Annotated in this window: 12 protein-coding genes; 3 read left to right on the top strand and 9 right to left on the bottom strand. The window is 56.3% G+C overall.

The window, feature by feature from the left end; all coding sequences use genetic code 11:
- Positions 1 to 24 precede the first annotated feature (24 nt).
- The 5 genes from secF to WD071_RS14105 all read right to left on the bottom strand — a co-directional run bounded on the left by secF (position 25) and on the right by WD071_RS14105 (position 6392).
- The gene (secF, locus tag WD071_RS14125; RefSeq protein ID WP_368049038.1) at positions 25 to 981 is read right to left on the bottom strand and encodes a protein translocase subunit SecF; all 957 of its coding nucleotides are present in this window, start codon (positions 979 to 981) and stop codon (positions 25 to 27) included.
- 36 nt (positions 982 to 1017) lie between these two features.
- Complete coding sequence (gene secD, locus WD071_RS14120) at positions 1018 to 2877, bottom strand: protein translocase subunit SecD (RefSeq protein ID WP_368049037.1); 1860 nt, start codon at positions 2875 to 2877, stop codon at positions 1018 to 1020.
- A 15-nt stretch (positions 2878 to 2892) separates the two neighbouring features.
- The gene (yajC, locus tag WD071_RS14115; protein WP_368049036.1) at positions 2893 to 3222 is read right to left on the bottom strand and encodes a preprotein translocase subunit YajC; all 330 of its coding nucleotides are present in this window, start codon (positions 3220 to 3222) and stop codon (positions 2893 to 2895) included.
- Positions 3223 to 3321: 99 nt separating this feature from the next.
- On the bottom strand, positions 3322 to 4440 hold the full coding sequence (gene tgt / locus WD071_RS14110; RefSeq protein ID WP_368049035.1) for a tRNA guanosine(34) transglycosylase Tgt: 1119 nt from the start codon (positions 4438 to 4440) through the stop codon (positions 3322 to 3324).
- 353 nt (positions 4441 to 4793) lie between these two features.
- Positions 4794 to 6392, bottom strand: coding sequence for a peptide chain release factor 3 (locus WD071_RS14105; RefSeq protein ID WP_368049034.1), 1599 nt, complete (start codon positions 6390 to 6392; stop codon positions 4794 to 4796).
- A gap of 216 nt (positions 6393 to 6608) precedes the next feature.
- Here WD071_RS14105 and WD071_RS14100 point away from each other — a divergent pair, with 216 nt between their 5' ends.
- Entirely contained in the window at positions 6609 to 7481 is an 873-nt protein-coding gene (locus WD071_RS14100) for an EamA family transporter (RefSeq protein ID WP_368049033.1), read from the top strand.
- On the opposite strand, the gene WD071_RS14095 is transcribed toward WD071_RS14100, so the two are convergent.
- Complete coding sequence (locus WD071_RS14095) at positions 7459 to 8337, bottom strand: sulfurtransferase (protein WP_368049032.1); 879 nt, start codon at positions 8335 to 8337, stop codon at positions 7459 to 7461. The genes WD071_RS14100 and WD071_RS14095 overlap by 23 nt on opposite strands.
- Positions 8338 to 8448: 111 nt before the next feature.
- Here WD071_RS14095 and WD071_RS14090 point away from each other — a divergent pair, with 111 nt between their 5' ends.
- Positions 8449 to 9090: a phosphatase PAP2 family protein gene (locus WD071_RS14090; protein ID WP_368049031.1), complete on the top strand. Its 642-nt coding sequence runs from the start codon at positions 8449 to 8451 to the stop codon at positions 9088 to 9090.
- A 60-nt stretch (positions 9091 to 9150) separates the two neighbouring features.
- Complete coding sequence (locus tag WD071_RS14085) at positions 9151 to 9963, top strand: class I SAM-dependent methyltransferase (RefSeq protein ID WP_368049030.1); 813 nt, start codon at positions 9151 to 9153, stop codon at positions 9961 to 9963.
- 217 nt (positions 9964 to 10180) lie between these two features.
- On the opposite strand, the gene WD071_RS14080 is transcribed toward WD071_RS14085, so the two are convergent.
- The 3 genes from WD071_RS14080 to WD071_RS14070 are packed head-to-tail and all read right to left on the bottom strand — an operon-like array spanning position 10181 to position 13205.
- The gene (locus tag WD071_RS14080) at positions 10181 to 11122 is read right to left on the bottom strand and encodes an alpha/beta hydrolase (RefSeq protein ID WP_368049029.1); all 942 of its coding nucleotides are present in this window, start codon (positions 11120 to 11122) and stop codon (positions 10181 to 10183) included.
- Entirely contained in the window at positions 11122 to 12108 is a 987-nt protein-coding gene (locus WD071_RS14075; protein WP_368049028.1) for a heme A synthase, read from the bottom strand. The genes WD071_RS14080 and WD071_RS14075 overlap by 1 nt, the downstream gene beginning before the upstream one ends.
- Complete coding sequence (locus tag WD071_RS14070; RefSeq protein ID WP_368049027.1) at positions 12105 to 13205, bottom strand: helix-turn-helix domain-containing protein; 1101 nt, start codon at positions 13203 to 13205, stop codon at positions 12105 to 12107. Before WD071_RS14070 ends, WD071_RS14075 begins: the two co-directional genes overlap by 4 nt.
- Positions 13206 to 13261 lie beyond the last annotated feature (56 nt).

Here is a 13261-nt window from a genome sequence, read left to right as displayed (position 1 = left end):
CAGCAGATGCCCGGCGTTTGCGCTTCAGGGCATGGACTCGACTTCTTCGCCTTCCTTGACCGGTACCGCCAGATCTTCCTTGGTAATGCCCATATACATCAGGAAATTACAGCTGATGTGCAAGGAGGTGTAGGTACCCACGGTGACACCCACAATCAGTGACACGGCAAACCCGCGGATCGCTTCACCACCCATCACCAACATGGCAGCCAATGCCATCAACGTGGTCAATGACGTTACGAAGGTACGGGAAATCACCTGATTCAACGTGGTGTTCAGAATGTACTCCGGATCTGTGGAGCGCATGATGCGGAAATTCTCACGTGCCCGGTCGAACACCACAATGGTGTCATTGAGCGAGTAACCGATCACCGCCAGCAGGGCAGCCAGCACCGTCAGGTCGAAGGTCAGGCGGAACAGCGAGATAACCCCCAGCACCACAATGATGTCGTGTGCCAGCGCTGCTACCGAGGCGATACCAAACTTGTATTGAAACCGCACCGCCACGTACAGCATGACTATGCCCAGAGCCACCAGCAAAGCCAGACCGCCGCGTTCTGCGAGTTCGGCGCCAACTTTGGGCCCGACAAATTCCGAGCGCCGCATCTCAAGCGGCGTGTCGCTCTCCGCCTGCAGCAATGTCAGCACTTCATCCCCTAACGAGGCAACTTCGTTGTTCATGGCCTCGTCTTCACCTTCCTCCACCGGCAGGCGCACCAGAATGTCGCGATCGGAGCCGAATCTCACCACCACGGCTTCCTCGTAACCCGCCCCAATCAGTTGCTGACGAACATCCTCAGGATTTACTGACTCGGTATAACCCACTTCGATCAGCGTGCCACTGGTGAAATCCAGGCCAAATTCGAAACGATTGATGGCCAGTGACAGTATTGCCACCACCAGCATCACTGCGGATATGATCCCGGTCAGGCGCCGCTTGCGCGGGCTCATGAAATCTATGTCGCCTTTAATCAATGCCATGTTTACTCTGCCCTTGCAAATACAGGTTCAACAGCCTCAGGCCGCCTTGATGAATGGTCCAATCGACAGTTTCTTGATCGTCCGGCCACCATAAATTGTGTTGACGATAAAACGTGTCACCATGATCGCGGAGAACATGGACGTCATGATGCCCACCATCAGTGTGACAGCAAACCCCTTGACCGGCCCGGTGCCCACAGTGAACAGCACCATTGCCACCAGGAAGGTGGTCAGGTTGGCATCAACAATGGTAGAAAACGCCCGATCAAAGCCCGAAGAAATCGAGTTCTGTGGCGACAGCCCTGCCACCATCTCTTCCCGTATCCGGGTAAATATCAGCACGTTGGCGTCTACCGCCATACCTATCGTCAACACGATACCAAAGATGCCTGGCAGCGTTAGCGTCGCTCCGATTATGGACATGATGGCCACCAGCAGCACGATGTTGATCATCAGGGCCAGATTAGCGGCCAGACCAAACAGGCGGTAGTAATACAGCATGAAAGACATCACCAGCAGGTAGCCCAGCAGCACCGCGCCGGCGCCCTGTGCAATATTCTCTGCGCCCAGGCTCGGTCCAACTGTGCGTTCTTCAATAAAGTACATGGGCGCCGCCAGGGCACCGGACCGAATCAGCAGGGACAGGTCATTGGCTTCCTGGCCGCTGAGGCCGGTAATGACAAACTCGCGACCCAGCGCTGCGCGGATGACCGCGTGGCTGATCAGTCGGCGCTCCTCATAGGTCTCCTGTCGTTCCACCGTATTGCCGTCAGCGTCTTGTTCGACGATGGTCCGCGTACGCGTCTCGATCAGCAGGATATCCATGGGCCGACCGATGTTCTCGCGGGTGACACGATTGAATTGCTCGCCACCCTGCGCGTCCAGATTGATGACGACCTGGGGCTGACCATACTGGTCCAGCGCCGAGCGCACATTGCTGACGCGATCGCCTTGCAGAATCACATCATTATCAACGCGGATCGACTGCCCCTGGTAGTCGTAAACCGCGTAGCTGGTAGACGGCGCGCCGACATTGGCTTCAAGATGGAACTGCAGGGTCGCAATGCGCTGCAGAATGCGTTTCGCCTGTGCAGTATCCTGCACACCGGGCAGTTCCACCACAATGCGGTCAGGACCCTGTTGCTGCACGATGGGTTCAGAAACGCCAAGCGAGTCGACCCGGTTACGAATGGTAGTCTGGTTAGCGGCAATGGTGTCCGCCTGCATCTGCTGAATGCTTGCCGGCAACATCGTCAACAGCAGCACATATTCATCGCCCGACTCGCCGGCCTGTACCTGCAGATCACTGAACCCGTCCCTGATGATGCTGCGCGCCTGCGTACGTGCCTCTTCATCAGTAAAACGCAGTTCGATCTCGCTTTCGCCGACCAGCTCCAGCGAGCGCGAACGGATGCGTTCGGAACGCAGTTCCTGCCGGATGGTGCTGAGAATATTTTCCATGCGCCGACGCAGCGCCGTTTCCATATCGACTTCCATCAGGAAATGCACACCACCCTGTAGGTCCAGACCCAGGTTCATCTTGGTCGCACCCATGCCCTGCAACCATTGCGGGGTAGTGGCAGCCAGATTCAGGGCAATGATGTAACCATCCGGCAAAGTCTGCTCGATGACGGCTTTGCCGCGCAGTTGCTGATCCAGATCAGTAAAGCGGATTAACGCGCCAATGTCGGTGACTTCTTCATCAAAGTAATCGATGTCAGCGGCACGCAGCGCATCCGTTGCCATACCCAGATCAACCTCGGTAATGACATTGTTTTCATGGGAAATCTGGATGGCCGGATCGTCCGGGAACAGATTGGGCACCGCAAACAGCACTGCCAGCGAGATCACCAGCAGCACCAATACGTTTTTCCATAAGGGAAACTTGTTCAACATGTCTGGTAAAGCCCGTCAGATTGACTTGATGGTTCCTTTCGGAAGCGCGGCAGCAATAGCTGATTTCTGCAGGCTGATTTCAACACCTTCAGCAATCTCGATCGAAATATAGTCGTCTGTCACATTGGTGATACGACCCAGAATACCGCCGCTGGTCAGCACTTCATCGCCTTTACTGAGACCACCAACAAGTTCACGGTGCTCTTTTGCACGCTTGGCCTGCGGGCGCCACAAAATCAGGTAAAACAACAGGAACATACCGCCTATGAACAACAGGTTGAACATGGCGCCACCCGCGGGTGCCGCGGCATCCTGGGCATAGGCAGAGCTGATCAGAAAATCCATAACAATAGTCTCTCAAACGATGGGGCCTGACGGGAATTACCCGGTGTGGCCGACGGGTCAATGGTTGTTTTTATGGTGTCGGGGCGAAATAGTCAGCTGTCAGGCGTCGGGCTGCGATGCCAGCACGCGCTGATTCTGGTAAAACGTTTCCGTAAAGGCGGTAAATTTACCCTGTTCCAGAGCCTGACGCAAACCCTGCATCAGGTCCTGGTAGTAGTGCAGGTTGTGGATCGTATTCAATTGCGCGCCCAGCATCTCCTTGCACTTGTCCAGGTGGTGAAGGTAGGCGCGACTGAAGTGCCGGCAAGTGTAACAGCTGCAGGCAGGATCCAGCGGCCGGGTGTCGTCCCTGAAGCGGGCATTGCGCAATTTGAGCAGGCCCTGGCTGGTAAACAGATAGGCGTTGCGAGCGTTGCGGGTGGGCATGACACAGTCGAACATGTCGATACCACGGGCAACGGCGTCGACGATATCAGTAGGCGTCCCGACACCCATCAGATAGCGGGGTTTGTGCGCAGGCATGCGGTGACCAACGTAGTCGAGCACGCTGATCATCTCTTCTTTGGTTTCGCCGACCGACAGACCGCCTATGGCGTATCCCGGAAAATCCAGCGCTACCAGGCCGTCGAGTGATTCCTGGCGCAGATGGGAGTACATGCCGCCCTGAATGATGCCAAACAGGGCGGCGCGGTGGTCGCCATGGGCTTCTTTGCAGCGCACGGCCCAGCGCAGGGAAAGCTGCATGGAGTCCTGGGCTTCTTTTTCAGTGGCGGGGTATGGGGTGCATTCGTCAAAGATCATGATGATGTCGGCGCCCAGGTCCTGCTGCACTTTAATCGCTGATTCGGGACCCAGGAACACTTTGGCGCCGTCGACAGGAGAACGGAAGTTGACGCCTTCTTCGCTGATCTTGCGCATGTCGCCGAGGCTGAACACCTGGAAACCGCCGGAGTCGGTGAGGATGGGTTTGTCCCAGCCCATGAAGTCGTGGAGGTCGCCGTGTTGTTTGATGATGTCGGTGCCGGGGCGCAGCATCAGGTGGAAGGTGTTGCCGAGAATTATCTCGGCGCCGGTGCCTTTGATCTGTTCGGGCGTGAGGCCTTTGACGGTGCCATAAGTACCCACGGGCATAAACGCGGGCGTCTGCACCTCACCACGCGGAAACGTCAAGGTGCCACGCCGGGCCAGACCATCTGTTGTCTTCAACTCAAATTTCATGTGTTTTCTGCTTCGTTGTAGCAATCAATAATGGATCAGTGTTTTGTTTACGAGCCACGGGGTGTGGGAGGCGCCTTTCGGAGACGCCCGTGAACCCATCCCTGGGGGGCTCGGATGCGACCGTCCAAGGGTCGCATACGCTCCGAAATTCGCCTCCCACACCCCGCGGCTCTTGCTGCAAACTCGGGTCGAATAAATGCACCTAAGGTAGAGACGCGGTGGGGGTATATTCGATGTCGGACCTTCGGAAGCCAGGGATGGCTGACGAAGAGCCCTACATGGATGTACTTGTGGGCGTGTCCGACAGCGACATATACCTCTGCAGCGGCTCGGGACGAATAAGTAACCCTCTCTTAATCCGACTTTTTATGTTCGCGGGTGGCGCGGAAACGGACGTCGGGCCAGCGTTCCTGCATTAACGCCAGGTTCACGCGTGTCGGTGGCAGATAGGTCAGGTGGTCACCACCGTCAACGGCCAGATTCTCGTAAGCCTTTTTCTTGAACTCCTCAAACTTCTTCGGATCATCACACTCCACCCAGCGCGCACTGTAGATGTTCACCGGCTCATAAATGCAATCCACCTTGTATTCATCTTTCAAGCGATAGGCCACCACCTCAAACTGCAGCACACCCACTGCGCCCACAATCAGATCATTGTTGCGCTGCGGCATGAACACCTGCACCGAACCTTCCTCCGACAGTTGCTTCAGGCCTTTTTGCAACTGCTTGGTCTTGAGCGGGTCTTTCAGGCGGATACGGCGGAACAACTCCGGGGCAAAGTGCGGAATGCCCGTGAACTGCAAATCCTCGCCTTCAGTGAAGGTATCGCCAATCTGGATGGTGCCATGGTTGTGGAAACCGATGATGTCACCGGATACCGCGTTGTCGGCCTGCTCGCGCTCACCTGCCATGAAAGCCACCGCATCGCTGATGCGTATCTCCTTGCCCAGTCGGCAATGATGCAGTTTCATGCCCTTGCTGTAGGCACCCGAGCAGATACGCAGAAAGGCGATGCGGTCCCGGTGATTGGGATCCATGTTGGCCTGGATCTTGAACACAAAAGCTGAAAATGGCTCTTCTTTGGGATCAATCGCCCGGCTTTCAGTATCACGTGGGCGGGGCGGCGGCGCCCATTTGACAAAGTCATTCAGCATCTCGCGCACGCCAAAGTTACCCAGCGCAGTTCCAAAAAACACCGGCGTCATACGGCCAGCCAGATACTCATCCAGATCAAATTCGTTGCTGGCGCCGCGCACCAGCTCGATTTCGTCGGCAAAGTCGTCAGCATAGGCGCCCAGCAGGGCCCTGGCCTCCTCGCTCCGCAAACCTTTGATCTGTACATCATCCGGAATACGAGTGCCCTGACCATGATGATAGACATGCACAGTGTCGGTGTAGAGATTGTAGACACCCTTGAACCCCTTACCGTTGCCCAGCGGCCAATAGATCGGCGCACAGCGGATATTGAGCACGGTTTCAATTTCATCAAGCACTTCGATGGGTTCGCGGGTATCGCGGTCCAGTTTGTTGATGAAAGTGAAAATTGGCGTGTCGCGCAAACGGCAGACTTCCATCAGCTTGATGGTACGATCCTCCACACCCTTGGCTGCATCGACCACCATCAGCGCCGAATCCACTGCGGTCAGGACCCGATAGGTATCTTCCGAGAAGTCTTCGTGACCGGGGGTATCCAGCAGATTCACAATGGCATCATGGTAGGGAAACTGCATCACCGACGAGGTGACGGAGATACCGCGCTGCTGCTCCATCGCCATCCAGTCGGAGGTCGCGTGTTTTTCGTTGCGTTTGCCTTTGACCGAGCCTGCCGACTGGATCAGCTTGCCAAACAGCAGCAGCTTTTCCGTGATCGTGGTTTTACCGGCGTCCGGGTGCGAAATGATGGCAAAGGTGCGACGCGTCGCAACTTCCTGCGCTAGTAGATGGGTCGACATTGAATACGAATCTTATGGTTGCAGCAGCAAATCGCTGCCTGGGACTTAAAGACGGTATTTTCGCCGATGTCAGGCAGACACACAATGATAAAGCGGTAAATAGCGACAGGATCAGAGCTGTGGTACCCTTGCGCGCCTCAGAACACCTCAGGGCTGGCGTTGGCCTCTGCTGCTACGTCCGATGCCGCCTTCAACACCGCTTTCAAGGATACGGTCATGGGCCTGCTTGTTATTGTCACCGTATTGTGGGCATTTTCTTTCAGCCTGATCGGTGAATTCCTCTCCGGCAATGTAGACAGTGACTTTGCTGTGCTGACGCGCGTGCTGCTGGCGGCACTGATGTTTCTGCCCTTTACGGTCTGGCGGGGCATCCCGCGGCCACTGGTGACCGGCATCATGCTGTGCGGTGCATTGCAGTTCGGCATTACCTACGCCTTGATGTACCGCTCTTTCGGTATGCTGACGGTGCCCGAGGTATTGCTGTTCACCATCTTCACGCCGTTGTATGTGACCCTGATCGACGATGCCCTGAACCGTCGCTTTTCTCCGATGGCGCTGCTGGCGGCAGCCATTGCCACCCTTGGCGCAGCGGTCATACGTTATGACGGCCTCAGCCAGGATTATCTCACTGGCTTTGTCATTCTCCAGATTGCCAACATCACCTTTGCCGCCGGCCAGGTCGGCTACAAACACCTGATGCTGCGATATCCGGTTGCTGTCGCGCCGTGGCGCACATTCGGACACTTTTTTATCGGGGCGCTGGCCATCGCGCTACCCTCGTTCCTGATCTTCGGCAATACCCAGATGCTGCCTGCTTCTGCCCTGCACTGGGGTATTCTGCTCTGGCTGGGCGTGGTTGCGTCGGGCGTGGGCCTGTACTTGTGGAATCGGGGTGGCTGCGAGGTCGATGCCGGCACCCTGGCCGTGATGAACAACGCGCTGGTGCCCGCAGGGCTGGTCGTCAATCTGGCCATCTGGGGACATGACGAACCGTTGTTGCCACTGATCATAGGCGGCACCATCATTGCGCTGTCCCTGTGGGTCAATTCACGGTTCAGACGACCGGTCAGCCGGCCTCAGGTTCAGTGACAGCGACCGGGCGCTCCGGATCGGTGATCCACTCGCTCCATGACCCGGCGTACAGACGGGGCATCGGCAAACCGGCAACAACGGCGGCCAGTATATTGTGGCAGGCGGTGACACCGGAGCCGCAGTAGCACACCAGATTCTGCCCTGCTTCAACCTCGGGAAAACGCGCTTTCAAAGCCTGTGCCGGCAGAAATTGACCACTGGCGTCGAGGTTGCCACTGCAAGGCAGACACATGGCACCCGGGATATGACCTGCGATCGGGTCAATCGGCTCAATGTCGCCACGGAAACGCTCCGGCGCCCGGGCATCCAGCAACAGGTACCCTGCCTGACTCTGCGGACTCCTGGTTTGTCTTGACAAAGAATCCGCGTCAATCAATAACGAATCATCTGGTTGCGCGATAAAATCGCCGGGCCAGGGCCGCACAGACCGCTCACCTGTCATTGGCATTTTCGCCGCACGCCAGGCATTCAGGCCACCATCCAATACACTCACCCGGGTATGGCCCAGCCAGATCAGCAACCACCAGAGTCTGGCGGCATAGAAACTGGGGCCATCGTCATACACGATGACCTGATCCGATTTTCTTAAACCAACCTCGCGCATGCGCGCTTCGAACAAATTGGGGTCCGGCAAGGGATGGCGTCCCGTGACACCCGGTACGATGGGCGATGACAGGTCCTGGTCCAGATCCAGATACACCGCACCGGGCACATGTGATGCGGCATAGGCCTCCCCACCATAAGCCGGGTCCTCCAGCTTGAAGCGAACATCAAACACCAGCACATCGTCGTCGGCCATGCGCCTGGCGGCCTGGTGCACAGATATCAAAGCATCGGATGCGAATTCAGTCATGAGCGTTGTTTACCTGATTAGTTGCCGACATTGGCAAAGACATGAACATTAGCAGCAGGCTGATGGCAGACGCAACTGCAGCGCAGACCAGTTACGGCGGGCGAAGACGTGATGCGCCTGTTGTCACACAATTGTCATGTCATGGACGCAGCGGTGTCACAATCCACTGCCAGACTTGTGCCAATTCAGATATCGGAGACCCCGATCATGATTGAGCGCAGCATACTCGCCTGGCAATGGCTGGCAGACCTGGACGCCCGACTGTTTCTCGGTCTCAACCGCCTGCACCAGCGCGGACAACTGGAAACGCTGGTACGGTTCATCTCCTTCACCGGTGATGGTTATCTTTATCTGCTGATGGGTCTGTCCCTGCCCCTGTTATTCCCTGAGCAAGGCACTGCATTCCTGCTCGCGGGTCTGCTGGCCTTTGTCATCGAACTGCCCATTTATTGCATACTCAAGAAAAGTTTCAAGCGCAGGCGCCCTTTCCACGTTGTCCAGGCGATGTCACCGGTATTAAAACCCTCTGACGAATTCAGTTTCCCGTCTGGCCACACCACGGCTGCATTCATGATTGCCGGCATTACCAGTATCTGTTTCCCGGGCGTCAGCCTGGTGGCCTACACGTGGGCTGCCCTGATCGGCCTGTCACGCGTCATGCTCAGGGTACATTTCATTTCCGATGTACTGGCGGGCATGTTGCTGGGGTCATTGATTGCGTATTTGAGCCTGAGCGTCACCTCAAGCTATTAACGCAACAAATTCTGCGGTAATCTTCAGGGCTACATCCAACCATGATCGGAGTCCAGAACAATGAAAACCCTGGTAAAAACCTCGCTATTGACTGTGCTGCTGGGTGCCCTGAGCATCAGCACTGCTGCCGCCCAAGGCAACGGCCCACTGCGTGCCGCCATTGATGGTGAACACCGCTCTGATCTTAACCGATCACGTGATGTCTACCGCAACCCTTATGAAACATTGACCTTTTTTGGTGTAGAGCGCGATGACACGGTCATCGAAGCCTGGCCCGGCGGCGGCTGGTATACACAAATCCTGGCGCCTTATCTGAAGGATCACGGCACCCTGATCGGCGCCACTTACGATCGCAGCCCCGAACCACTGGCCGGCTGGATGAGCGGCAGCAACGCTACCTTCCAACGTCTGCTCGACAGCAACCCGGATATGTATGGCGACGTGGTGATTTCCGAGCAATTGACTCAGTCACAGTCGCGCATCGCCGAACCGGGCACGGTTGATGTCATTCTTGATTTCCGCAACGCCCACAACTGGATTGGCATGGGGGCGGAGAACGTCATCATGGCCTGGCACGAGGCACTGAAACCGGGCGGCACGGTCGGTATTGTTGATCACCGCTGGGATGCCGACGAAGCCGCGATTCCGGGCAACGGCTACATCCACGAACAACAACTGATCGACCTGATGACAGAACACGGATTTACATTTGCCGGCAGTTCGGAAATCAATGCCAATCCAAACGACCCCAAGAATCACCCCGACGGTGTCTGGATGCTGCCACCCAACCTGCGCGTGTCAGCCGAGCAACGCGCTGAATTTCAGGCAATCGGTGAAAGCGACCGCATGACCATGAAGTTCATCAAGAACTGATTCTCCTTAATGGGGACGGAGGGAATAAAAAATATTCCCTCCGTCCCCATTAAGTTTCAGCCAGAACTCTGCGCTAGCCCTTTGGGGGTTGGGTGGCGACTTGAGCAGCGTATGCGACCCTAGGATGGTCGCATCCGAGCCCCCCAGGGATGGGTTCACGGGCGTCTGCGAAAGCCGCCACCCAGCCGCCAAAGGGCGTCCCAGGAATAACCGAGAATTAATCTGCACGCAAGAATTCAGCTATCTGCGCACTCATCAACTGCCACGCATCACTACCCAACGAATGCGGCCCGATAATCAGATGATCCAGCACATCCCCGGCACCCTCACTTTTTTCAACCTCAACCAACTGCCATTGGCTTAGCTGATGCTCAGAGATAAAGTCACGCACGCCATTTGCCGACACCAGTTCATCGCGCGGGTGCATGAAAACCAGGGCCGGTATGTTCAGCGCCTGTCTGTTGACGGCCTGCTCAGCGGCAAGCTCATTAAAACGGTTCACGCCTTCGTACAGTGCCAGGTATGCCGATACCGGAGCATAGTCATTGGCACGATATATCGTGGGGGCAACACTGGGCAGATACATGTCAGGGAAAATTTGCAGCGGGTACAGCAGATAGGAAGACCACTTTAAACTGATGGCCGGTGCCAGCAACACCATGCGGTCGACATTGATGGCGGCCTGATCATTGCCACTCAAGGCCATCTGCAGCAGATAATCAGCACTCAATAATCCACCCAGAGAAAACCCGACCAGGTAAAGCGGGCGCCCCAGCGTTGTTGCCCGAAGCGCGGCCGCCTGCACCGCACGACTGATATCGAACTGCCAATCCTCAAAGCTGGCTTCATGAAACTGCAATACGCGCGCATCGTCACTCAGGGCCTCGGCGTGACCGGTCAGGGACAGACTCAGCACGTCCATGTCAGCATTGAACAGCAATTGCTGTATATCCTGCATGGCGGCCGGATCAAGATTAAGTCCGTGAACAAGCATCACCACTGCCGCCGGATCTTCGTGTTGTCGCCAGCTCAGTCCCGGCTCTTCGCTGTTCAGGGCCAGACGTTGCGACCGGGGCAGACTGTCACGCGTCAGGTCGCCGGGATAGGACGCACAGGCTGTCATGACAAAGGCAAACAACAGCGCTGCTGCAGACCTCATTACACCCCTCGCGCGTGACGGTAGTCCATCCACAACAGGAACTGCAGACCAAAGATCAGCGAAGCGCTAAGCAAGTGTGTCGGCTGCACCACCGCAGGCATACCCAAATGCCCCAAGGTCGCGCCGGAGATAATGGCCAGCACGATGACAGTCAGCAAGCCCAGAGCCAGACGGGTCAGGCTGTGCCCCAGTCCCAGCGACTGATACAGCATCCATACCAGCCAGAGATTGGCAAATAACACCACCGCTGAAAAGGTGCGATGTACGTAGAAGAACCAGGGCAAGGCCGACACCCAGGCCGAACGCTCCTCCCCCTGGGAATGATTTAAAAAATCGACCATTTCTCGCACCTGGGTCCCCATGGCCACCTGCAAAACTGTTAACACCAGCACGATATAGAGCCAACGCTGGAAGCGTGGATTGACCGCGGCTACTGTCTGTGCCGCCAGCGTATCCCGGCGCGCCCGTGCCAGCGCAAACAGCAGCACACCCACAATGGCCAGCGCCATCAACATGTGTACGGTAATCATGCCCGGCTGCAGATTCGATGCCACGACGCGTGATCCCAGCCAGCCCTGGTAGATGACCATCACCAAAGCGGCTACCGAGGCGATCGTAATCCACCTGTCGTGGTCGCGCAGGGCCAGAGATTTCCAGGCCGTGGTCAATATCAACAAACCAATCACTACGCCGGTCAGACGGTTCAGATATTCGATCCAGGTTTTCACCGGGTTAAACCGGGTTTCAGCATAACCCCTGTCCGCATAGATCTCCTGGTAGTTGTCCGGCAATTGCGCCTCGCCTACCGGCGGTATCCAGCTTCCAAAACAGGTCGGCCAGTCGGGACAGCCCATGCCGGCGCCGGATGCCCGCACCGAGGCGCCGACCAGAATCAGAAAATACACGGCACAAATGGTAATCAAGGCGATACGGCGAAAGGACTGCAATCGAACACTATCATCAGTTGTGCGGCTTGAATTGGTCATAATCTGCTTTCGTCGGTAGGTGGTAAAACGGATACAGCGGTCTGGTCTGCGGAGCGCCAGGTCGACGGCGTGACACCATGGGTATCCTTGAATGCCTTATTGAACGATGACAGGGACGCGTAACCCACATCCAGCGCAATGCTGGAAATGGGTATATGCTCCTCTGCCGGATCCAGTAACCGCCGTGCTGCTTCTTCTATACGGTAGTGATTAAGAAACTGATTAAAATTTCTGTAGTGTAGCGACTGATTTATCAGGCGCCGCAAACGATACTCCTGCACAGAAACTTTGGCAGCAAGATCACCGATGGTCAATCCGGACTCGGCATACAGCCGCTCCTCCTGCATCGCCTTCAGGATACGGTCGATGAGCACCTGATCCTGACGGGAAACGATATCGCCGTTATCCTGCACCGGGGCCTTGGGCGTTGGCGCGTCTGCGGCGGTCTGAATCAAATGCGGTGCTTCGTTCTGAAACCTGAACATGGCTAGATTTACCGACAATATCAAGACGAACACCACCAGAAAATACAGGCTGTCCAGCTGCGGGCTGCCCAGCCAGAAAAAGCCGGTACCAATAATCAGGCCGACGATACTGCCCATGCCGATCGCGAAAGGTACCCTGACCTGGCGCCGTGACTCGATAAGATCACCGTCGCGGCCACGACAGGCCATATACACCACGTGGCAGGCCAGGAACAGCATGACCAGTTGTGGTATGTAGAAATAGAACAGAAAGAAGGCGCTGTTGCGTGGCACCGAACCATCATACATCAGCAACCCGACCATGCGGATCGCTATATAGGCGCAGATGAGCCCCCACATGACCGGATGTATACGCCGATGATCTTCGAACAGGTACCGCGCAATTATCCATAATACCGCCGGCGCCAGCGTCGCCATCATGGAGAACACCATTCTCAATTCTGACGGCATGGGCGCCATTGAACGCGCCAGAATATAGGCCGTTATGCAGGCACTGAATAAAACGATGAGGCGCGACAGCAGCTTGCCGGGGAAATACACCAGATACAGACAGGCCAGAAACACCAGCTGTGAGATCGCCAGGTAACTGCTCGCAGAATGGATCCATTGCATAGTAGGGGCATGCTCTTGTCTATCGTCGCCACAAGTATAACAGGCATAAAAAACCC

The organism is Pseudohongiella sp., from assembly GCF_040877505.1.
Classification (GTDB): domain Bacteria; phylum Pseudomonadota; class Gammaproteobacteria; order Pseudomonadales; family Pseudohongiellaceae; genus Pseudohongiella.
The sequence above is the reverse complement of the archived record's forward strand: the minus strand, read 5'-3'. Positions and strand labels throughout refer to the sequence as shown.